Consider the following 19,541-nt stretch of genomic DNA (forward strand, 5'->3'; position numbering starts at 1 on the left):
GTGAAGGGGTACGGCGAACTCGCCGTACCCCTTCGCTGTCAGTGGGCCCCGGCATCATGGCCGTATGCGCGCCGCCCGCCTCATCAAGATGGTGCTCCTGCTCCAGTCCCGCCCGGTCATGACCGCGGCCGAGCTCGCCCGTGAGCTGGAGGTCTCGGAGCGGACGGTCACGCGGGACGCGCAGGCGCTCTCGGAGGCGGGCGTGCCGGTGTACGCGGACCGGGGGCGGGCCGGGGGCTACCGCCTGATCGGCGGCTACCGGACGCGGCTGACGGGGCTGGCCCGCGGCGAGGCCGAGGCGCTGTTCCTGAGCGGGGTGCCGGCGGCGCTCAGGGAGATGGGCCTGGAGGACGTGGCGGGTGCGGCCCGGCTGAAGGTGTCGGCGGCCCTGCTTCCCTCCCTGCGGGACGCTCCGCACACGGCGGCGCAGCGGTTCCATCTGGACGCGCCGGCCTGGTTCCGCGAGCCGGACCCGCCCGCGCTGCTGCCCGCGATCGCCGAGGCGGTGTGGGACGACCGGTGCGTCGTCGCCCGCTACCGGCGCGGCGAGGCCGAGGTGGAGCGGACGCTGGAGCCGTACGGACTGGTGCTGAAGGCGGGCGCCTGGTACCTGTGCGCGCGGGTCCCGGACGCGGACGCCTTCCGGACCTACCGCCTCGACCGCTTCACCGCCGTCAAGCCCTCCGGGCTCCGGTTCACCCGCGACGAGGCCTTCGACCTGCCCGGCTTCTGGGCGAACCAGGCGGAGCGGTTCGCCCGCTCGATCCTGCGCGCCGAGGTCGTCGTACGCCTCTCCCCGGAGGGCGTGCGCCGACTCCCGTACGCCGTCGACCCCCTGGCCGCGCGCGAGGCCCTGCGCGAAGCCGCCGAGCCGGACCCCGACGGCTGGCTGAGAGCGATCGTCCCGGTGGAGTCGGAGGAGGTGGCCCACACCCAGCTCACGGCCCTGGGCCCGGAAGCGGAGGTCCTGGCCCCGGAGTCCCTGCGCAAACGCTTCACGCAGGACGCGGAGCGGCTGGCGCGGCTGTACGCCCGCTGACTCGCGCGACTGTACGGGGTCCCTTCCCCCGTGGGCCCTGGTGCTCCCCGCCGGGTGAATCGTCGTACTCCACGTGCGTCGTACGCGATCAGGCCCGATGCTTGACGCGTGATGGACGAGATGGAGTTCTGGGAGCTGGTGGATGTCACCCGGGCCGGTGCCGAGGGCGATCCGGAGGACCAGGCCGACCTGCTCGTGGAGCGGCTTGTGCAGTTGGACCCGGAGTCGGTCCTGGACTTCGCCCGTCATTTCGAGGCCCGTTACAACCGTGCGTACCACTGGGACCTGTGGGGTGCCGCCTGGGTGCTGCTCGACGGGGCGAGCGACGACGCGTTCGACTTCTTCCGCTGCTGGCTGATCGGCCAGGGACGGGAGGTCTTCGAGGGCGCGGTGCACGACCCGGACTCGCTGGCCGACCTCCTGGGCGACTTCGACGAGGAGATCGACGGCGACGGCGAGGATCTGGGCTACGCGGCGGACGAGGCGTACGAGCAGCTCACCGGTGCCGTCGCCCCCGACCTGGGCATCGCGTCGGCGCCCGCGGAGCCGGAGGGCGACCCGGTCGACTTCGAGAACGACCGAGTGCTCGCGGAGCGTTATCCCCGGCTGTGGGACCGGTTCAGGGAGTGAGGCTCAGTGGGCCTCGGGCCGCAGGTTCTGCCAGCCGGGCCGTCGGCCGGCCGGTGGCACCGGCCGGCCCTGCAGCCGCGCCGCCGACGTCCTGATCTCCGGGAGCCGGGCGGTCAGCGCCGCGCCGGGGCAGCTCGTCCGGTACCCGGCGTCGTGGCCGGAGAGGACCGGGAGGCCGGCCGGGACGCCGGCCGGGTAGCGGCTGAGCCCGTTGCTGGAGACGAGGCGGGTCCGTCCGCGCGGGTCGATGCCGGCCAGGCCCAGCTTCCAGGCGGCGACGGCGGCGATCGCCTCGGTCATGGCGCGCGGCACGGGCACGCCGTCCGTGAAGGTGCCGATCGCGGCGATGCCCGCGGTGCGGTGGTTGAAGCCCTGGGTGTGGGCGCCGGTGACGGCGCGGTCGACGCCGCCCGCGCGGCCCTCGTAGATGGTGCCGCAGCGGTCGACGAGGAAGTTGTAGCCGATGTCGTCCCAGCTGCGGGCGCCGGTCTGGCCGGCGTACAGGTGGCGGATGATGCGGGGCGCGTCGGCGCAGGCGTAGTCGCCCGGCGAATCGGTGTGGTGGACGAAGACGGCGACGACCTTGTCGTCGTAGCGCGGCGGCGGCTGGGTGTGCGCCGCCGTGCCGTCCAGCCAGACCGAGCGCGGCACGATGGGCGGCCTGGGCGCGTGGTGCGGCGCGACGGGACCTCCGGGCCGGGCGGCGGGCCGGTCCTGCGCGACGAGGCCCACGGCGCCGCCGCCCGGCCACACCGCGAGCGCGAGGACGGCGGCGAGGACGGACAGGCAGCCGAGCAGCAGCATGAGGCGGGGTACGCGCACGCGGCGTCGGAGGGCACACATGGTCCCCACTGTCGACACGGCGCGTCCCGTCCGCGATGTGTGATGTGCCACCCGGCGGAACCATCGTCCTGGTCCGGGGCGTTTCTGGGGGTACACGCACGCGTGACCGGTTCCGGAGTTCACGGGCCGGACCCGGCCGCGCGCGCGTGGTCGTCCGGGACGAGAAGAAAGGCGGCTCCGTGGACGTACTCGACGTGCTGCTCGCCCTGGTGATGCTCCTCTACGCGGCGTCCGGCTACCGGCGCGGACTGGTGGCCGGCTGTGTCTCGCTGGCCGGGTTCGTGGGCGGCGCGGTCGTCGGGGTGTGGATCCTGCCGTGGGTGATGGGCCACGTCGCGCGCGGGACGACCCTGGCGACGGTGCTCGCGGTGCTGACGGTGCTGGTCCCGGCGGCGGTGGGGCACGAGCTGGCGGCGCAGTTGGCGCTGCGGGTGCGGCTGGAGCTGGACCGGGGGCCGCTCAGAGTGGCCGACGGCATAGGCGGCGCGGCGGCCAACGCGGTCGCCGTGCTGATCGTGGCCTGGGTGGCGGCGAGCGTGCTGGGCGCCTCGTCGACGCCGGTGGTGACGACGGCGATCCGGGACTCGGCGCTGCTGCGCACGGTGCAGAACACCATGCCGGACACCACTCCCACGTGGTTCTCCCGTGCCACGTCCGCGCTGACCGAGGCGGGCTTCCCGCAGGTCTTCAACCCGTTCGAGAGCGAGTCGGCCGCCCGGGTCGCGCGACCGTCCGGGGACAGCGTCACGGCCGACGCCGCGCGCGCGGCGCGGCTGAGCACGGTGAAGGTCGAGGGCGCCGTGGGCACGGAGGGCCGCGAGGGCAGCGGGTTCGTGTACGCGGCGCAGCACGTGATGACCAACGCACACGTGGTGGCGGGCATCGACCACCCGAGCGTGCGGATCGGCGGGGTCGGTGAGCCGCGCACGGCGCGGGTGGTGCTCTTCGACCGGTACCGGGACGTGGCGGTGCTCTACGTGCCCGGGCTGAGGGCACCCGTGCTGCACTTCGACGGCGTGGCCTCGCGCGGCGACTCGGCGGTGGTCGCGGGCTATCCGCGCAACGGCGCCCTGAACCTCCAGGCCGCGACGGTGGCGAGCCGGGTGCGGGCCCGGGGCCAGGACATCTACGGCGAGGCGACGGTCACCCGTGAGATCTACTCGATCCGTTCGACGGTGCGCCCCGGCAACTCCGGCGGCCCGCTGCTGACCACCGACGGCCAGGTGTACGGCATGGTGTTCGCCCGTTCCGTGTCCGACGCGGAGACGGGGTACGTCCTGACGGCGGACGAGGTGGCCTCCGACGCCGGGCGCGCGGCGAACGCGACGGCGCCGGTGGACACCGGGGAGCTGCTCACGTCGTAGCGCCGGCCCGGCCGGGTCGGTCTCACACGCGGCGCCCCATGATCACGTCGTCGACGTACGCGCCGTCGAGCAGGAACTCCTCCGGCAGCACGCCCTCCACGGCGAACCCCTCGGACTCGTAGAGCCTGCGCGCGGGGGCGTTGTGCCCGAGCACGCGCAGGGTGACGCGCCGGGCGCCGCGCCGGCCCGCCTCCGCGACGGCGGCGCGCACCAGCGCCCGTCCGACGCCCCGGCCGCGCGCCTCGTCGGCGACGGCGATGCCCTGGATCTGCCGGACGTGCGCGTTCGAGGCGAGCGGGGTCGCGGGGACGAGGCGGACGTAGCCGACGGCGCGTCCGTCGAGCTCGGCGACCAGATAGTCGTCGGGGAGGTGGCGCTCGTCGAAGAACGGCGGGTACGGCGGCGTCGGCTCGGGCTGGACCGCGTGCAGGGGCGACCAGGTGAGACGGTCGAGAAGGGCGAGTGCCTCCTCGTCCTCGGACAGGGCGGCGCGTATGTACGGTTCCGGCATGGCGGTCAGCCTACGTCGGCCGACAGGAGCACCTCGTCGGGTTTTCGGGCGCCCGCACCGGCATGCTGGGGTGCATGAAACCTTCGCGAATCGCGGTGGCCGGCGCGTCCGGGCTCATCGGCAGCGCCCTCGTACGGTCCCTGGAGGCGGACGGTCACGAGGTGGTGCGCCTCGTACGCCGTGAGCCCCGGGCCGGGAACGAGGTGCGCTGGGATCCGGAGCGGGGCGAGGTGGACACGGCCGGGCTGGCCGACTGCGACGTCGTGATCAACCTCGCGGGCGCCGGGGTGGCCGACCACCGCTGGACGGAGGCGTACAAGAAGACGATCCGCGACAGCCGGGTGCGCGGTACGGCGACGCTGGCCGGGGCGATCGCCGGCCTGGAGCAGCCACCGCGCGTCTTCGTGAACGGCAGCGCGATCGGCATCTACGGCGACACCGGGAACCTTCCCGTCGACGAGCGGACGCCGCCCGGGGAGGGTTTCCTGCCGTCCGTGTGCGTGGAGTGGGAGGCCGCGGCGGCGCCGGCGCGGGAGGCGGGGATCCGTACGGTGTTCCCGCGCACCGGCCTGGTGGTGTCCCGCGCGGGCGGCGCCTGGGGCCGGATGTTCCCCCTCTTCGCGGCCGGGCTCGGGGGCCGGATGGGCAGCGGGCGGCAGTACTGGTCGTACGTCGCGCTGGACGACGAGGTCGCCGCGATCCGTCATCTCATCGACCGGGACGACCTGTCGGGGCCGTTCAACATCACGGCGCCGCAGCCGCTGACGAACCGTGAGATCACCGGGGCGATGGGCCGGGTGCTGCACCGGCCGACGCTGTTCTCGGTCCCGGAGAGCGTGCTGCGGGTGGCGCTGGGCGAGATGGCCGGGGACGTGCTGGGCAGCCAACGGGTGCTTCCCGCCCGGCTGTTGCAGTCGGGGTTCACCTTCGCCTACCCCGGCATCGAGGACGCGATCCGCGCGGCGTGACGGCCCGCCGCCCGGCCGCCGCACGAGGGTGACACGGTCCGACCGCATGCGACCGCCGTGCGACCGTGCCCTGTCGATGCGCGACTGCCGCTGACCGGTCCCGGCCCTAACCTCGACCCGAACTCGGGTATCCCAGAAGCCGGTTGGGGGCATGACGTCTCCACCGGCCGCGCAACCTCGAGGAGGGGCCACGTGCTTGAGCCCGCGTACCAGGCGGACGTCGTCGTCGTGGGAGCCGGGATCGCCGGACTGTCGGCGGCCCATCGGCTGACCAGCGCCGGAGTGACGACCGCGGTCCTGGAGGCCGCCCCGTGCGTGGGCGGCCGCATGTCGACCGAGAAGGTCGACGGCTTCCGGCTCGACCGGATCGGACAGTTCCTGTCCACCGCGTACCCCGAACTGCGCCGGACGCCCGGGCTCGACGCCCTCGTCCTGCGCCCGTTCGCCCCGGGGGTCCTGCTGCACCACGACGGGCGCCGGCACCGCGCGGGCGCGCCGGGCAGCGGAGGGAGCGCAAGGGGCGCACTTCATGTGGCGCGCGCCCTCGCAAGCGCCCCTCGTGGGCCGGGCGGCTCCGGCCGGCCCGGCCCGAACACCGCCGCCGACGGCGGCAGTACGTCGTCGCCGGGCCGCCTCGCCCGCCACCGGCCGGGCGACCGCGCCCCGATGTCCTTCGGCCCCGCCCTCACCCGCCCCCTCGGCATCGGCGCCCCGCTCCGGCTGCGCGCCGAGCTCACCCGGATCGCCGCGACGCCCGTGGAGCGCATCCTGGCCCGGCCCGAACTGCCCGCCGCGCAGGCCCTCGCGGCGCGCGGGGCGACCGCCCGCACGCTCGACGGTTTTCTGCGCCCCCTGCTCGCGGCCCTGCTGTGCGACCCGGAGCTGACGACGTCCAGCCGATGCGCCGACCTGGCGCTGCGCTCCTTCGCGAGCGGGAGGCTGTGCGTGCCGGAGGGCGGTGCCGAGGTGCTGCCGGAGCTGCTCGCCCGCGCGCTGCCGCCCGGCACCGTGCGCACCGGCGTCCGGGTCACCTCGGTCTCCACGACCTCGGTGACCACCGCCGAGCACGGCGAGATCCGCTGCCGCGCCGTCCTGGTGGCGACCGACGCGCGCACCGCGGCCACGCTGCTGCCCGGCCTGCGCGTGCCGGACTTCCACCCGGTGACGGTGGTGCACCACGCGACCGACGAGCCGCCCGCCACGGGCACGTCGCTGCTGCTGGACGCGGACCGCGGCGGCCCCGTCGCGCACACCGCGGTCGCCAGCGAGGTCGACCCGAGCCGCGCACCCGCCGGCCGCGCCCTGGTCTCGTCGACCGTCCTCGGCACCCCGCCCGGGGACGTGGACACCGCCGTCCGCCGCCACCTGGCCCAGCTGTACGGCACCTCGACCCACCGCTGGGAGACCCTCGCCGTCCACCACACCCCCGAGGCCGTCCCCGCCATGCGCCCCCCGCACGACCTGCGCCGCCCGGTACGCCTCCTGGCCGGCCTCTACGTCTGCGGCGACCACCGCGACACCAGCACCGTCCAGGGCGCCCTCCACTCCGGCCGCCGAGCCGCCGCCGCGGTCCTCTCCGACCTGGACACCCCAGACTCCCTCCACCAAGCAGACCCGCCCCCGACGATGCACAGGGCAGCGTGAGGGGGGCGGCGGGCGCCTCCGGCACGGGCCCGACCGGGCCGCCCCACACGGGACTCGACCCACGGGACGACCGAACACGGCCCGCATCGTGGGCACCCGGCCTCACGCCGGACGGCCAGGGTCCGAACCCGCGCACAAGGCCCCTCCGGCACGGGCCCGACCGGGGTATCCCACACGGGACTCGACCCACGGGACGACCGAACACGGCCCGCATCGTGGGCACCCGGCCTCACGCCGGACGGCCAGGGTCCCAACCCGCGCACGAGGCCCCTCCGGCACGGGCCCGACCGGGGTATCCCACACGGGACTCGACCCACGGGACGACCGAACACGGCCCGCATCGTGGGCACCCGGCCTCACGCCGGACAGCCAGGGTCCGAACCCGCGCACAAGGCCCCTCCGGCACGGGCCCGGCGTAGGCCCTGTCCCGCCCGTGAAGCATGGCCGCCGGGGCGCCACAAGCCCGTCCCGGCGCGACCTCAGCCGAGCACGCCCCGAGCGCCCGGCTCGGGCTGCCCTCCCCCGCGCCGACCTGCTGCCGCAGTGCGGGCCGGCGAACCCGGCACAGACCTGCCCGAACCCGGTCACCCCTTCCTTTCGCCTGGCGCAAGCCTGGCGGCGCCGCCACCACCACCCACGCGGCCTGACCCGAAAGCGGCGCGCCCCTGACGCAGGGCCGCCGGGGCGCCGCCCCAAGCCGGCCCCAGACATGGCCCCTGCCAACACGAACCGCCCCTCCCGCGGCAGCCCCCACGCCGCGTCCCCTACCCCAACGCCGCCACCTTGTCCCGATACCCCCGTACCGGTGCCGCTTCCTTGTAGGGCGCCAGACGGCGCTCGAAGTCCTTGACGTACTCGACGGCCCGTACCGAGCGCATCTCGGCGGCCTGGGTGGCGGCTTCGGCGGCAAGGGCGCAGGCCTGGTCGAGTTCGCCGAGGCCCAGGCGGGCGGTGGCGAGGACGACGCGGCAGAACAGGCGGCTTCGGGCGAACGCGGGGGCGCGGAGCTGGAGGGAGCGCTCGGCGTGCTGGGCGGCCGCGCGGAACTGCTGGAGGTCGCGGTGGCAGTGCGCGAGATCGTCGGCGAGCTGGGCCTCGTCGAAGAAGCGGGCCCAGTGCGGCACCTCGTCCCCGGGCCGGGCCGTCTCCAGGGCGCGCTCGGCGCGGACCAGCGCGCCGGTGCACGCCCGCACCTCCCCCAGGACGCCGTGAGCCCGCGCCTCGGCCGCGTGCAGCAGTGCCTGGACGACCGGCGGGGCGCTCGTCCCGATGCCCTGCTGCGCCACCCGCACCAGCTGGACGGCCTCCCGCCCGTGCCCGAGGTAGACGGCCTGGCGGCTCATCGTGACCAGGACGTACGAGCCGTAGGCCCGGTCCCCGGCGGTCTGGGCGAGCCGCAGCGCCTGCACGAAGTAGCGCTGGGCCAGTCCGTGCGCGGCGATGTCGTACGACGTCCAGCCCGCGAGCCAGGTCAGGTCGGCGGCCGCGGCGAACAGGCGGCGGCCGGTCTGCTCCCCGTAGGTGCCGCGCAGCATCGGCTCGCACTCGTGTTCCAGGTAGCGCACCAGCGCCTGCCGGGCGTGGCCGCCGCCGTACTGGTCGTCGAGGGAGCGGAACAGCTCGGCGACCGAGCGCAGCGCGGCGATGTCGCCGCCGGTGACCCGGTGGCCGGGGGCGCGCTCGACCTGCACGCGCGCGCGAGGCGCGGTCCTGCCCTGCGCCGGGAGCGGGGCCGCGAGCCGGGGACCCGCGGGGCCGCCCTGCGCCGGCACCTTGGGCACCGCCTCGCCGTGGGCCACCCGGTCGTCGGCCCGGCCGATCAGCCAGTCCCGGCTGGGCACGACGAGGCCCGCCGGGGTGAACGCGATCTTGCGCAGCTCGGCATGGCTGCCGGAGTCCTTGCGCCACAGGCCGCTGACGATGTCCACGGCCTCCTCGGGGGTGATGGCGAACTCCAGCCCGGCGTACACCGGCGCACAGGCGTCCAGCCCGAGATCCTGGGCCGTGAGCCGGCGCCCGAGCCGGCGCGTGAAGACCTCGGCGATGAGCGCGGGCGTGGTGCCGCGCGGCTGCTGACCGCGCAGCCACCGGGTCACGGATGTCTTGTCGTATCTGAGATCCAGCCCGTGTTCGATCCCGAGCTGGTCCACGCGGCGGGCCAGACCCGCATTGGAGAACCCCGCTTCTGTGATGAGCGCGGCAAGCTGGCGGTTGGGAGTGCGCTGCGCGGGTCGTTCCGTCATCTGCGGTGCGGTCTCCTGCCTTCCGGACTGTCGAAGTGCCCGGATTGCCTGTGAGCAGCCCTTATGGCCTCATGAACGGCGCGAATGTAGCGGAGAGTGAGCAGCCGATCGCACACTTCCCCGTTCATTCATCCGATCGGGTGAGGAGTGACCGCTGAGCTGACGCGCGAAGGCCAGACGTACAGTGGCTTGGGCGCATGACGTGCCTGACACACCCTGTCGCCGAAGGAGGCGCTTGCCGTGAGTGAACTGCGGTTCGTCCGCATGGGGTTCGGCGCGAACGCCGTCGACTACCAGGAGGCGTGGGACGAGCAGCGCCGCGTGCACGCGGCCCGGTTCGCCGACGAGGCCCCCGACACCGTGCTGCTCCTGGAGCACCCCCCGGTGTACACCGCGGGCCGCCGCACCGAGCACAGCGAGCGCCCGCTGGACGGCACCCCGGTCATCGACGTGGACCGCGGCGGCAAGATCACCTGGCACGGCCCCGGCCAGCTCGTCGGCTACCCGATCCAGAAGCTCCCGCGCCCGGTGGACGTCGTCGCGCACGTCCGCCGCCTGGAGGAGGCGCTGATCCGCACCTGCGCGGAGTTCGGCCTGGAGACCACCCGGGTCGAGGGCCGCAGCGGCGTCTGGGTCCTCGGCGACCCCGTCGAGCAGCGCCCGGCGCTCGGCGGACTCTCCCTCGACCTCGACCCGCGGCTGAGCGACGAGGAGTTCGACCCCCGCCTGAACGGCCCGGAGTACGCCCCCTCCAACGCCGGCCAGCGCCGCGAGGACCGCAAGATCGCCGCGATCGGCATCCGCGTCGCCAAGGGCGTCACGATGCACGGCTTCGCCCTGAACGTGAACCCCGACAACAAGTGGTTCGACCGGATCATCCCCTGCGGCATCCGCGACGCCGGCGTCGCCTCCCTCGCGGGCGAGCTCGGCCGCGACGTGACGCTCGACGAGGTCCTGCCGGTCGTCGAACGCCACCTGAAGGAAGTACTCGAGAACGCGGACCTGAAGCCGCGCGTGATCGAGAAGACCCCGGCGGCATAAATCGCCCCGCGCAGCGCTTGAGAGCGAGGGACTGGGCCATAGGTCAGAACCACCGCCGGGCACCAGCGCCGGGCACCAAAACCAACGGGCGTACCCTGAAGGACGCCGAAGAACCAATCGCTAGGGAGCCGGTCGTGTCCGCAGTCGCACCCGACGGACGCAAGATGCTGCGCCTGGAGGTCCGCAACAGCCAGACCCCCATCGAGCGCAAGCCCGAGTGGATCAAGACGCGGGCGAAGATGGGTCCCGAGTACACGAAGATGCAGAACCTCGTGAAGAGCGAGGGCCTGCACACGGTCTGCCAGGAAGCCGGCTGCCCGAACATCTACGAGTGCTGGGAGGACCGCGAGGCGACCTTCCTCATCGGCGGCGACCAGTGCACCCGGCGCTGCGACTTCTGCCAGATCGACACCGGCAGGCCCGAGGCCCTCGACCGCGACGAGCCCCGCCGCGTCGGCGAGTCCGTGGTCACCATGGACCTGAACTACGCCACCGTGACCGGCGTCGCCCGCGACGACCTGGAGGACGGCGGCGCCTGGCTGTACGCGGAGACGGTCCGCCAGATCCACGCGCAGACCGCCGGGCGCCCGGCCGGCCGCACCAAGGTCGAACTGCTCGCGCCCGACTTCAACGCGGTCCCGGAGCAGCTCGCCGAGGTCTTCGCCTCCCGCCCCGAGGTCTTCGCGCACAACGTCGAGACGGTGCCCCGGATCTTCAAGCGCATCCGCCCCGGCTTCCGCTACGAGCGCTCGCTGAAGGTCATCACCGAGGCCCGCGACTTCGGCCTGGTCACCAAGTCCAACCTGATCCTGGGCATGGGCGAGACCCGCGAGGAGATCAGCGAGGCGCTGCGGCAGCTGCACGACGCCGGCTGCGAGCTGATCACCATCACCCAGTACCTGCGCCCCTCCGTGCGCCACCACCCGGTCGAGCGCTGGGTGAAGCCGCAGGAGTTCGTGGAGCTGAAGGAGGAGGCCGAGCAGATCGGCTTCTCGGGCGTGATGTCCGGACCGCTGGTACGGTCCTCCTACCGCGCCGGGCGCCTCTACCAGATGGCCATCGAGAAGCGCGGCACCTACATCGCCGTCCAGGCTGTCTGACGCTCCGTCACCGCCCTTGCGTCACCGAGTGCCAGGGCGGGATATGAGTTCGAGCACACAGAGCTACTCACCGGTAGGGGTAGCGACGACGCGGTCCTGACCGTCCTCGCAGCTGAGGGCGCCCGTCAGGGCCGCGTCAGCATTTCGGACGCCACCGTCCAGGCTTCATCGGTGTTTGACGGGTCGGTCACGCGCTGGTAACACCAATCAGTGACCCTGGAATCACAGCACGTGCACATTCACCCGTACTCGAACTCGAGCTCGTTCCGAGGGGGGACCCCCGCCATGCAGGCCGCGCCCGTCCGCGCCAACGCCATCCCGTCCATCACCGGGGCACTCCGTGCCGTCGAGTCGCTGCTGATGAGCGGCGGCCACCGCACCGCCCGCCGCAACGCCTGGACCTCCGTCCTGGAGGACCGCCGCCGCGCCCAGGACAGGGTCGAGGCGCAGCGTGTGATGGAGCGGGCCACCGCTCCCCGCCCGTGACCCTCGCCGTACGCTCCGTGCTCTGCGGGCACTGCCTTCGTGGGCGCTGCCGGGGGCACGTAGACTTCGTGGCATGGCGAGGAAGGAAACCGCGGTGGCGAACGCCGCGAACACCGGGCGACTGAAGCAGATCGTCCTGACCTACAAGATGACCCGCAAGGCCGACCCTCAGATCGGTCTTGTACTCGCGGCTGTCGGCATCATCACCTTCGGTGTCCTCCTCGCGATCGGCTTCCTGATCGGTTACCCCATCTATCTGGGCATCCTGGGCCTGCTGCTCGCGCTGCTCGCGATGGCGATCGTCTTCGGCCGCCGGGCCGAGCGCGCCGCCTTCGGGCAGATGGAGGGGCAGCCGGGCGCGGCCGCGGCCGTGCTGGACAACATCGGCCGGGGCTGGACGACGACACCGGCGGTGGCGATGAACCGCAGCCAGGACGTCGTGCACCGCGCGGTCGGCAAGGCCGGCATCGTGCTGGTCGCCGAGGGCAACCCGAACCGGGTGAAGTCCCTGCTGGCCGCCGAGAAGAAGAAGATGAACCGCATCGTCGCCGACGTTCCGGTGCACGATCTGGTCGTCGGCACCGGCGAGGGCCAGGTCGAGCTGAAGAAACTGCGCACGACGATGCTCAAGCTCCCGCGTGTCCTGTCCGGCCCGCAGGTCACCACGACCAACGACCGGCTGCGCGCGCTGGGCGACCTGATGAGCAACATGCCGCTGCCGAAGGGGCCCATGCCCAAGGGCGCCCGCGTCCCGAAGGGCGGCCCGAGGGGCCGCTAGTCCTTGCCAGTCCCCGCTGGTCCTCGTACGAGAAAGGGGGCGCGCCCGGAGTGATCCGGGCGCCCCCTTCGTCGTACGTCCGGAAGGTCCTTCGTGCGGGAACGCCAGGGCCTGTCCGGCGGATCAGGTCGCGGGAAAGCTACGGCGCCTGATCAGTGCAGGTGAGCGGGGTCTGGTGCGTCCAGCTGCAAGGCGGAGGAGGGCGGCCCCCCGCGCGAGCGGAGCCGAGCGTGGGGGAGTTGGCAACCGACGACAACGCCGCAGACGGGCGGTGCCAGGCCCCGCGTCTGCGGCGTGATCCGCCGGACAGGCCCTAGATGCGGACCTCGACCGTCTTCGCCAGCCGGTCGTGCAGGCCGCGGCCGTCGCGGTCCCAGACGAGGGGCGGGATGGCGAGGAAGAGCAGGACCGTGCGCAGCAGGGCGCGCGCCGGGCTCACCCGGCCGGTCTCCAGGGCGACCACGCGCAGCCCGAAGAGCCGCTTGCCCGGGGTGAAGCCCACCGTGCCGAGGGTGAGGACCAGCAGCACGAAGAGGACGAGCGGCGCCCAGACCCGGGCCGCCTCGTTGTAGCTGTGCGCGATCAGGCCGTATGCGATCAGGAGGCACAGGCCCCAGTCCACCGCCAGTGCCCCGAGCCGCCGCCCCGGACGAGCGATCGAGCCCGGACCGTCCTCGGGCAGACCGAGCTGCTCGCCCCGGTGGCCGAAGTCGGCCCCGGCGTCCTCCATGGCCGCGCGCGGCCCGGAGAGCCACGACCCCATTGCTTGCCTGTTGTCCACCCGTCCAAGGTACTGCCCCGGTAAAGGGCGGGGAGACGTCGGGGTGTCCCGGGGCTACCGTTGAAGCGGGGGCGGTTAACTTCAGCGAAACAAACGGGTCACGCCCGAGAAATCACCCGTCCCTAGGGTCGGGGACAGCGTGTGCCACCGGACTGGCCGCACGAACGATCTACCACCCCGGCACGGACGGTCGGGAGTAGGAGGAGCTGGATGTTCCAGAACGCCGACGAAACCAAGAAGTTCATCGCGGACGAGGACGTCAAGTTCGTCGACGTCAGGTTCTGCGACCTGCCGGGCGTCATGCAGCACTTCACGGTGCCCGTCGATGCGTTCGACCCGGACGAGGAGCTCGCCTTCGACGGATCGTCGATCCGCGGTTTCCAGGCGATCCACGAGTCCGACATGGCGCTGCGCGCGGACCTGTCGACCGCCCGGATCGACCCCTTCCGCCGCGACAAGACGCTGAACATCAACTTCTTCATCCACGACCCGATCACGGGCGAGCAGTACTCCCGTGACCCGCGCAACGTGGCGAAGAAGGCCGAGGCCTACCTGGCCTCCACGGGCATCGCGGACACCGCGTTCTTCGGCCCCGAGGCCGAGTTCTACGTCTTCGACAGCGTCCGCTTCAAGACGGCCGAGAACGAGGCCTTCTACCACATCGACTCCGAGGCCGGCGCCTGGAACACCGGTGCGCTGGAGGACAACCGGGGTTACAAGGTCCGCTACAAGGGCGGCTACTTCCCGGTCCCGCCGGTCGACCACTTCGCCGACCTGCGCGCCGAGATCTCCCTGGAGCTGGAGAAGAACGGCCTGAAGGTCGAGCGCCAGCACCACGAGGTGGGCACCGCCGGCCAGGCCGAGATCAACTACAAGTTCAACACGCTGCTCGCGGCCGCCGACGACCTCCAGCTCTTCAAGTACATCGTGAAGAACGTCGCCTGGCGCAACGGCAAGACGGCGACCTTCATGCCGAAGCCGATCTTCGGCGACAACGGTTCGGGCATGCACGTCCACCAGTCGCTGTGGGCGGGCGGCGAGCCGCTCTTCTACGACGAGCAGGGCTACGCCGGCCTCTCCGACATGGCCCGCTACTACATCGGCGGCATCCTCAAGCACGCCCCGTCGCTGCTGGCCTTCACCAACCCGACGGTGAACTCGTACCACCGCCTGGTGCCGGGCTTCGAGGCGCCGGTCAACCTCGTGTACTCGCAGCGCAACCGCTCGGCCGCGATGCGTATCCCGATCACGGGCTCCAACCCGAAGGCCAAGCGCGTCGAGTTCCGCGCGCCCGACTCCTCCGGCAACCCGTACCTGGCCTTCTCGGCCCTGCTCCTCGCGGGCCTGGACGGCATCAAGAACAAGATCGAGCCGGCCGAGCCGATCGACAAGGACCTCTACGAGTTGGCCCCCGAGGAGCACGCGAACGTCGCGCAGGTCCCGACCTCGCTCCCGGCCGTCCTCGACGCCCTCGAGGCCGACCACGAGTTCCTGCTCCAGGGCGACGTCTTCACGTCCGACCTGATCGAGACGTGGATCGACTACAAGCGCACCAACGAGATCGCGCCGCTCGCGCTGCGTCCGCACCCGCACGAGTTCGAGCTGTACTACGACGTGTGATCAGCCGCGGGGTTCCTCGGACCCCGCCCGCACGATCATCGCGCACGATCGAGGGCCGTCACCCCGAGTGTTCCCACTCCGGGTGACGGCCCTCGGCCGTTGTCATGCCGTTGTGTTGTGAGCTCTGTTGTGAGCTACGGCCGCCGGTGTCAGGGGACGAGGATCACGACGACGTTGCTTGCGCCACCGTAGAAGCCGTTCCCGTAACCGTAGGGATAGCCGTAGAAGCCGTTGTAGCAGTTGTTCCACCAGCCGCGGCCGCAGCCGTGCGTGATGGCGTTGGTCGCCTGGTCCGGGGTGGCCGCCGAGGCCGTTCCGGCTGCGCCCGCCGCAGCTCCACCGGCCATCAGAAGGCTGACGGCAGACACCGCGAAAAGACGCTTGGCCCGAAGTGCATTCATGGACACACCTTCCTTCCACCGCAAAGTCCCACCGCAAAGGGAGGTACGGCGCGGTGATAGGTGTTGCCGCCTGACTGACGAGAGGCACCCGGGGTCCCTGGCCGGGGGCGTGCCTCCCTCGCGCGGCCCTCACCCAGAAAGGCTAGCCGTCCGGTGTCCGCTCGGCATCCGGAGCGACTACGGAGCGAATCCGGGTGCAACCATCGGCGCGCCACCGCGTCCTACTCTCGGGGGCGATCGTTCCCCTCTCCTTGGATGCGAAAGGTGACCGGGAATGTCCGAACGGGACGACTGGCAGCGCGAGTTCGATCACCGCTGGGCGCGTGCAGCCGAGCACAAGGAGCCGTCGGCGCGGGCCCGGATGCTCGCCGCCCGCTGGCGCGAGAACCCTCCGGAGCCGGTCCCGTTCCGTGCCGACCCGGATCCCGTCTCGCAGCCCCGCTCGTCCTGGACGTCGGCGGCCATCGTGTTCGGCTGCGTCGCCGCGGTGATCCTCCTGCTCGGGTACGTCCGGCTGCGGTCGCCGTACTAGAAGGGGCACGGCAGGCGTACAGGACTCCCCGCGCCGGGTGCCGAGGTGCACACTGGACTCGGGACGACTGCGGAACGAGAGTGCCTGACTGCGGGGTGATGCAGATGCAGAGCCGCTTCCGGAGCGATCGGCGGTTGACCGCGCGCATGGGCGTCACGCTGTTCCTGCTCGGGTTGCTGTACGTGGCGTTCGTCGCCGCGCTGATCGTGCTGCTGAAGTCCTGGATCCTGGTCGTGGTGCTCGCGGCCGGGCTGCTCCTCGCCCAGTACTGGTTCTCCGACCGGGTCGCCCTGTACGCGATGCACGGACGGGTCGTGGAGCGGGAGGAGTATCCCGAGCTGCACGGGGTGGTCGACCGGCTGTGCGCCCAGGCGGACATGCCCAAGCCGGTGGTCGCCGTGTCCAACATGGACATGCCGAACGCCTTCGCGACCGGGCGGAACCCCGATCACGCCGTGCTCTGCGTGACCACCGGGCTGCTGCGCCGGCTGGAGCCCGGGGAGCTGGAGGGCGTCCTCGCGCACGAGCTGTCGCACGTGGCGCACAAGGACGTCGCCGTGATCACGGTCGCGTCCTTCCTCGGCGTGCTCGCGGGCCTGATGGTGCGGTTCGCCTTCTACTCGCAGCTCTTCCGCGGGCGCAAGGACCAGAACACGCTCGTGATCTTCGCGGGCGTGATGGGCGTCTCGGCGGTGGTGTACGCGCTGAGCTTCCTGCTGATCCGGGCGCTCTCGCGGTACCGGGAGCTGGCCGCCGACCGGGCCGCCGCCCAGCTGACCGGCCGCCCCTCGGAGCTGGCTTCCGCGCTCACCAAGGTCACCGGGGAGATCGCCCGGATCCCGACGAAGGACCTGCGCACGGCCCAGGCCTTCAACGCCTTCTTCTTCACCCCGGCGCTCGGTGCCCAGCCCGGGATCACCCGGCTCTTCTCGACCCACCCCAGCCTGGAGCAGCGGCTGGAGCAGCTCAGCCGCATGTCCGTCGAGCTGGGCGAGGCGACGGCGCCGGGGAAGGCGGCCTGAGCATGGGGCTCCTGGACGTCCTCCTGGGTCGTACGAAGCCCGTCGCACCCGATCTCGACCAGCTGTTCGCGCTGCCCTCGGCGGCCGTGACGCTCCAGGCCGCGACCGGGTTCACGCCGACCGGCGCCGGGGCGGTGTGCTTCGCCACGGTGGAGGGCGCGGCCTTCGAGCAGACGCACCGGGAGGTGCAGGCCCTGCTCGACGCGGACGCCGACCGTGAGGGACCGCCGGTCGAACTCGTCCGGGACGACTACGGCTACTCCTGGCTGGTGTCCCGGCGCCGCCCCGACCGACTGCCGCAGCTGGTCAACGACCTGCACGCGGTGAACGGTTCGCTGGAGACGGCCGGCTTCGGCCCGCAACTGCTGTGCTCGCTGGCCGGCTTCGAGACCGAAGGGGCCGGCAGCGAGCAGCGCCTCGCTCTGGTCTACCTCTACAAGCGAGGTACGTTCTTTCCGTTCGCGCCGCTGACCGACGGCGGTGAGCGACGCGACAACGCGCTGGAGCTGCGCGTGAAGGCGGCCCTCGGCGACGACCTGCGGATCGAACCGGACCTGGGCCGCTGGTTCCCGGTGTGGGGCGCCCCCGGCCTGTGACGGCGGGCGCGCCGCCTCAAGTGCGCTTGCGCCGCTCCTGCCGCCGCGCCTCGAAGGGCCGCTCGCGCCGGTAGGCACCCCGGTACTCCACCGTCACCGGGTGAGCGTTCCCCGCCCCCGCTGTCAGTGCCGTACGTCACCATGCATCCGGACGCACAGGGACGGACCCGAGGGGTGGAGGTCGGTATGACCGGCGGAGGACGGCGGCGGCACATCGGTGTGGCGGAGCGGCGGGCCCGGCTGGGGCTGCGGCACCGGCTGGCTGGAGCGGCGCGGGCGGCGAGCCCCGAGGAGGTCGCCGACTCTCTGGTGGCGCTGCACGGCACGGACCCGGCGACGGTGTACCTGGCGGTGGGCGCGCGGCTGACGGAGCCGGACAAGACGGTGGCCGAGACCGAGCGGGCGCTGTACGAGGACCGCACGCTGCTGCGCATGCACGGCATGCGGCACACGGTGTTCGTGTTCCCGGCGGAGCTGACCGCCGTGGTCCACGCGTCCACGAGCCTCGCGGTGGCCGCCCGTGAACGGGCCAAGCTGCTCAAGGACATGGCGGAGGCGGGCGCCCCGGACGCGGCCTGGCTGGCGGAGGTCGAGCGCGCGACGCTGGCCGCGCTGGCGCGACGCGGGCGGGCGACGGCCGCGGAGCTGGCGGCCGACGAGCCGCGTCTGCGGGAGCAGTTCGTGTACGCGGCCGGGAAGCCCTACGAGGGCATCCACACCGTCTCGACCCGTCTGCTGAGGGTGCTGGGCGTGGAGGGCAAGGTGGTCCGCGACCGCCCGCTCGGCTCGTGGACGTCGAGCCAGTTCCACTGGGCGCCGGCCCCCGAGCGTCCCGAGTTGGACCCCGCCGAGGCCCAGGCGCGCCTGCTCGAACTCTGGCTCACGGCCTGCGGCCCGGCGACGGAGGCCGACCTCAAGTGGTGGACGGGGTGGAAGGTGACGGAGGTCCGCCGCGCGCTGGCCGCGATCGGCGCGGTGACCGTCTCCCTGGACGAGGGCCTCACGGGGTACGTCGCCCGGGACGACGTCGAGCCGGTGGCGGAGCCGTCGGCCCCCTGGGCGGCGCTGCTCCCCGCCCTGGACCCGACGGCGATGGGCTGGCAGCAGCGGGACTGGTACCTCGCCCCGGAACTGCGCCCCCTCCTCTTCGACCGCAGCGGCAACGTCGGCCCGACGGTGTGGTGGAACGGGCGGGTGGTCGGGAGCTGGGCGCAGCGGGCGGACGGCGAGATCGTGTGGCGGATCGTCGATCCGGACACCGGCCGCGAGACGCGGGAGGCGGTCGCGGCGGAGGCGGAACGGTTGCTGGGCCGGCTCGACGGGAGACGGGTGACCCCGCGCTTCCGGACGCCGCTGGAGCGGGAGTTGGTGGCCTGAGCCGGCCGCCTCTCGGCGTCGGGCGCCCCGGGAGATCACGGGGCGCCCGGCGCCGCGGCGCTCAGCGGGAGTAGCGCATGAACGCGCGCACCATGTGGCACGTCGTGTCCGACGGCGGGTGAACGCCTATCAGCTCCGCCGCGCTGCGGATGGTCTCGTTGCGGGCCTGGTCCGGGAGGTACACGCCCAGGTCGAGCAGGGCGATGGCGAGGCGCATGGCCTTGAGGCGGCGGTTGTGCATGACGTACCAGGCGCGCGGGCGGCCGGCCGGCAGCGCGCGCTTCATCACGGGCGCGAACGGCAGGTCCATCTGGACGGGGCGCTTGGCGGTGGACTGGGTGGGCAGGGACGTCGGCTTCAGTGCGGCAGCGGGCACGGGCATCCTCCTGTCGCGATCAGGGCACCCGCCAAGGTCTCCGACGACCTTGGCGACCCCCTCGAACACTGCTTCCAGTCTACCGGCCACCACTGACAATCGGTGAGGTCGCATCGACCCTCAAATCCGGTGCTGGACCTGGGAATTGCTGCCGTTTCACGGCCGTTCCGCACGGGGCGTGAGAGGCGG

The 19,541-nt window shown here is 72.8% G+C and carries 20 protein-coding genes; 14 read left to right on the plus strand and 6 right to left on the minus strand.

Annotated elements, in window-relative coordinates; all coding sequences use genetic code 11:
* Nucleotides 1–64 precede the first annotated feature (64 nt).
* Both QFZ74_RS08545 and QFZ74_RS08550 read left to right on the plus strand, forming a co-directional pair.
* A complete protein-coding gene (locus QFZ74_RS08545) occupies nucleotides 65–1,039 on the plus strand; it encodes a YafY family protein (RefSeq protein ID WP_307620193.1) in 975 nt (324 codons plus the stop codon).
* A 111-nt stretch (nucleotides 1,040–1,150) separates the two neighbouring features.
* Nucleotides 1,151–1,669 (plus strand): DUF4240 domain-containing protein, encoded by a 519-nt coding sequence (locus tag QFZ74_RS08550; protein WP_307624082.1) that lies wholly within the window; start codon nucleotides 1,151–1,153, stop codon nucleotides 1,667–1,669.
* A gap of 3 nt (nucleotides 1,670–1,672) precedes the next feature.
* Here QFZ74_RS08550 and QFZ74_RS08555 read toward each other — a convergent pair whose 3' ends face one another.
* The gene (locus QFZ74_RS08555; RefSeq protein WP_307620194.1) at nucleotides 1,673–2,512 is read right to left on the minus strand and encodes a peptidoglycan recognition protein; all 840 of its coding nucleotides are present in this window, start codon (nucleotides 2,510–2,512) and stop codon (nucleotides 1,673–1,675) included.
* 179 nt (nucleotides 2,513–2,691) lie between these two features.
* Here QFZ74_RS08555 and QFZ74_RS08560 point away from each other — a divergent pair, with 179 nt between their 5' ends.
* Nucleotides 2,692–3,876 (plus strand): MarP family serine protease, encoded by a 1,185-nt coding sequence (locus tag QFZ74_RS08560; protein WP_307620195.1) that lies wholly within the window; start codon nucleotides 2,692–2,694, stop codon nucleotides 3,874–3,876.
* A 22-nt stretch (nucleotides 3,877–3,898) separates the two neighbouring features.
* Here the strand turns inward: QFZ74_RS08560 and QFZ74_RS08565 are convergent, their stop codons facing one another.
* Nucleotides 3,899–4,387 carry a GNAT family N-acetyltransferase gene (locus QFZ74_RS08565; RefSeq protein WP_307620196.1) on the minus strand — a complete coding sequence of 163 codons (489 nt, stop codon included), beginning with the start codon at nucleotides 4,385–4,387 and terminating at the stop codon, nucleotides 3,899–3,901.
* A gap of 74 nt (nucleotides 4,388–4,461) precedes the next feature.
* Between QFZ74_RS08565 and QFZ74_RS08570 the strand changes: the two genes are divergently transcribed.
* Nucleotides 4,462–5,355 (plus strand): TIGR01777 family oxidoreductase, encoded by an 894-nt coding sequence (locus QFZ74_RS08570; protein ID WP_307620197.1) that lies wholly within the window; start codon nucleotides 4,462–4,464, stop codon nucleotides 5,353–5,355.
* Between the two features lie 192 nt (nucleotides 5,356–5,547).
* Complete coding sequence (locus QFZ74_RS08575) at nucleotides 5,548–6,999, plus strand: NAD(P)/FAD-dependent oxidoreductase (RefSeq protein ID WP_307620198.1); 1,452 nt, start codon at nucleotides 5,548–5,550, stop codon at nucleotides 6,997–6,999.
* 764 nt (nucleotides 7,000–7,763) lie between these two features.
* Here QFZ74_RS08575 and QFZ74_RS08580 read toward each other — a convergent pair.
* Nucleotides 7,764–9,242: a regulator gene (locus QFZ74_RS08580; RefSeq protein WP_307620199.1), complete on the minus strand. Its 1,479-nt coding sequence runs from the start codon at nucleotides 9,240–9,242 to the stop codon at nucleotides 7,764–7,766.
* A 240-nt stretch (nucleotides 9,243–9,482) separates the two neighbouring features.
* On the opposite strand from QFZ74_RS08580, the gene lipB reads away from it, so the two are divergent.
* From lipB to QFZ74_RS08600, 4 genes are all read left to right on the plus strand, one after another.
* Entirely contained in the window at nucleotides 9,483–10,283 is an 801-nt protein-coding gene (gene lipB / locus QFZ74_RS08585) for a lipoyl(octanoyl) transferase LipB (RefSeq protein ID WP_307620200.1), read from the plus strand.
* A 134-nt stretch (nucleotides 10,284–10,417) separates the two neighbouring features.
* Nucleotides 10,418–11,383: a lipoyl synthase gene (lipA, locus tag QFZ74_RS08590; protein WP_307620201.1), complete on the plus strand. Its 966-nt coding sequence runs from the start codon at nucleotides 10,418–10,420 to the stop codon at nucleotides 11,381–11,383.
* 285 nt (nucleotides 11,384–11,668) lie between these two features.
* A complete protein-coding gene (locus QFZ74_RS08595) occupies nucleotides 11,669–11,869 on the plus strand; it encodes a hypothetical protein (protein WP_307620202.1) in 201 nt (66 codons plus the stop codon).
* 73 nt (nucleotides 11,870–11,942) lie between these two features.
* The gene (locus QFZ74_RS08600) at nucleotides 11,943–12,647 is read left to right on the plus strand and encodes a DUF4191 domain-containing protein (RefSeq protein WP_307620203.1); all 705 of its coding nucleotides are present in this window, start codon (nucleotides 11,943–11,945) and stop codon (nucleotides 12,645–12,647) included.
* 313 nt (nucleotides 12,648–12,960) lie between these two features.
* On the opposite strand, the gene QFZ74_RS08605 is transcribed toward QFZ74_RS08600, so the two are convergent.
* Nucleotides 12,961–13,428, minus strand: coding sequence for an RDD family protein (locus tag QFZ74_RS08605; protein ID WP_307620204.1), 468 nt, complete (start codon nucleotides 13,426–13,428; stop codon nucleotides 12,961–12,963).
* Nucleotides 13,429–13,638: 210 nt separating this feature from the next.
* On the opposite strand from QFZ74_RS08605, the gene glnA reads away from it, so the two are divergent.
* Complete coding sequence (gene glnA, locus QFZ74_RS08610; protein WP_307620205.1) at nucleotides 13,639–15,048, plus strand: type I glutamate--ammonia ligase; 1,410 nt, start codon at nucleotides 13,639–13,641, stop codon at nucleotides 15,046–15,048.
* A 149-nt stretch (nucleotides 15,049–15,197) separates the two neighbouring features.
* Here the strand turns inward: glnA and QFZ74_RS08615 are convergent, their stop codons facing one another.
* Nucleotides 15,198–15,449: a hypothetical protein gene (locus QFZ74_RS08615; RefSeq protein ID WP_307620206.1), complete on the minus strand. Its 252-nt coding sequence runs from the start codon at nucleotides 15,447–15,449 to the stop codon at nucleotides 15,198–15,200.
* Nucleotides 15,450–15,723: 274 nt separating this feature from the next.
* Between QFZ74_RS08615 and QFZ74_RS08620 the strand changes: the two genes are divergently transcribed.
* The 4 genes from QFZ74_RS08620 to QFZ74_RS08635 all read left to right on the plus strand — a co-directional run bounded on the left by QFZ74_RS08620 (nucleotide 15,724) and on the right by QFZ74_RS08635 (nucleotide 18,976).
* Entirely contained in the window at nucleotides 15,724–15,981 is a 258-nt protein-coding gene (locus QFZ74_RS08620) for a hypothetical protein (RefSeq protein ID WP_307620207.1), read from the plus strand.
* A gap of 104 nt (nucleotides 15,982–16,085) precedes the next feature.
* Nucleotides 16,086–17,003 (plus strand): zinc metalloprotease HtpX, encoded by a 918-nt coding sequence (gene htpX, locus QFZ74_RS08625; protein WP_307624083.1) that lies wholly within the window; start codon nucleotides 16,086–16,088, stop codon nucleotides 17,001–17,003.
* Nucleotides 17,004–17,005: 2 nt separating this feature from the next.
* Nucleotides 17,006–17,599 carry a hypothetical protein gene (locus QFZ74_RS08630; RefSeq protein ID WP_307620208.1) on the plus strand — a complete coding sequence of 198 codons (594 nt, stop codon included), beginning with the start codon at nucleotides 17,006–17,008 and terminating at the stop codon, nucleotides 17,597–17,599.
* A 186-nt stretch (nucleotides 17,600–17,785) separates the two neighbouring features.
* A complete protein-coding gene (locus tag QFZ74_RS08635; protein WP_307620209.1) occupies nucleotides 17,786–18,976 on the plus strand; it encodes a winged helix DNA-binding domain-containing protein in 1,191 nt (396 codons plus the stop codon).
* 61 nt (nucleotides 18,977–19,037) lie between these two features.
* On the opposite strand, the gene QFZ74_RS08640 is transcribed toward QFZ74_RS08635, so the two are convergent.
* A complete protein-coding gene (locus QFZ74_RS08640; protein WP_307620210.1) occupies nucleotides 19,038–19,352 on the minus strand; it encodes a hypothetical protein in 315 nt (104 codons plus the stop codon).
* Nucleotides 19,353–19,541: the final 189 nt, after the last annotated feature.

The organism is Streptomyces sp. V3I7 (assembly GCF_030817495.1).
Lineage (GTDB): Bacteria > Actinomycetota > Actinomycetes > Streptomycetales > Streptomycetaceae > Streptomyces.

Bases quoted from the DNA above. Each gene is read 5' to 3' on its own strand.
- QFZ74_RS08545 (WP_307620193.1), top strand. From the start codon at position 65: ATGCGCGCCGCCCGCCTCATCAAGATGGTGCTCCTGCTCCAGTCCCGC.
- QFZ74_RS08550 (WP_307624082.1), top strand. From the start codon at position 1,151: ATGGACGAGATGGAGTTCTGGGAGCTGGTGGATGTCACCCGGGCCGGT.
- QFZ74_RS08555 (WP_307620194.1), bottom strand. From the start codon at position 2,512: ATGTGTGCCCTCCGACGCCGCGTGCGCGTACCCCGCCTCATGCTGCTG.
- QFZ74_RS08565 (WP_307620196.1), bottom strand. From the start codon at position 4,387: ATGCCGGAACCGTACATACGCGCCGCCCTGTCCGAGGACGAGGAGGCA.
- QFZ74_RS08570 (WP_307620197.1), top strand. From the start codon at position 4,462: ATGAAACCTTCGCGAATCGCGGTGGCCGGCGCGTCCGGGCTCATCGGC.
- QFZ74_RS08580 (WP_307620199.1), bottom strand. From the start codon at position 9,242: ATGACGGAACGACCCGCGCAGCGCACTCCCAACCGCCAGCTTGCCGCG.
- QFZ74_RS08595 (WP_307620202.1), top strand. From the start codon at position 11,669: ATGCAGGCCGCGCCCGTCCGCGCCAACGCCATCCCGTCCATCACCGGG.
- QFZ74_RS08600 (WP_307620203.1), top strand. From the start codon at position 11,943: ATGGCGAGGAAGGAAACCGCGGTGGCGAACGCCGCGAACACCGGGCGA.
- glnA (WP_307620205.1), top strand. From the start codon at position 13,639: ATGTTCCAGAACGCCGACGAAACCAAGAAGTTCATCGCGGACGAGGAC.
- QFZ74_RS08615 (WP_307620206.1), bottom strand. From the start codon at position 15,449: ATGAATGCACTTCGGGCCAAGCGTCTTTTCGCGGTGTCTGCCGTCAGC.
- QFZ74_RS08620 (WP_307620207.1), top strand. From the start codon at position 15,724: ATGTCCGAACGGGACGACTGGCAGCGCGAGTTCGATCACCGCTGGGCG.
- htpX (WP_307624083.1), top strand. From the start codon at position 16,086: ATGCAGAGCCGCTTCCGGAGCGATCGGCGGTTGACCGCGCGCATGGGC.
- QFZ74_RS08630 (WP_307620208.1), top strand. From the start codon at position 17,006: ATGGGGCTCCTGGACGTCCTCCTGGGTCGTACGAAGCCCGTCGCACCC.
- QFZ74_RS08635 (WP_307620209.1), top strand. From the start codon at position 17,786: ATGACCGGCGGAGGACGGCGGCGGCACATCGGTGTGGCGGAGCGGCGG.